Here is a 439-nt window from a genome sequence, read left to right as displayed (position 1 = left end):
TGTCACTACCGCGACCCTGACTGCCAATCCGTCAGTCACCGAAGGTGGCGTGATCACCTACACCGTGACCCTGAGCAACCCTGCCCAGACGCCGGTAACCGTGACCCTGTCGAACGGCCAGACCATCACCGTTGAAGCGGGCAAGACCCAGGGCAGCGTTGATTTCCAGACCCCGGCCAACGACGTGTACAACAACGGCTCGACCGTTAGCACCACCATCACCGGTGCCACTGGCGGTAACTTCGAGCAGCTGACGCCGAACCCGACCCCGGCGCAGACCACGATCAATGATTCGGTAGACGTCACTACCGCGACCCTGACTGCCAATCCGTCGGTCACCGAAGGCGGCGTGATCACCTACACCGTGACCCTGAGCAACCCTGCCCAGACGCCGGTAACCGTGACCCTGTCGAACGGCCAGACCATCACCGTTGAAGCG

General features: G+C 62.4%; 1 protein-coding gene. It reads left to right on the top strand.

Features of this window, described 5'->3' with window-relative positions; translation table 11 throughout:
• Window positions 1-439: immunoglobulin-like domain-containing protein (locus HU764_RS27510; RefSeq protein WP_217835027.1), on the top strand; the 439-nt coding region annotated here is incomplete at both ends.

The organism is Pseudomonas kermanshahensis, assembly GCF_014269205.2.
In the GTDB taxonomy this organism is placed as follows: Bacteria; Pseudomonadota; Gammaproteobacteria; order Pseudomonadales; family Pseudomonadaceae; genus Aquipseudomonas; species Aquipseudomonas kermanshahensis.
This window is presented reverse-complemented; position numbering and strand designations above follow the sequence as displayed.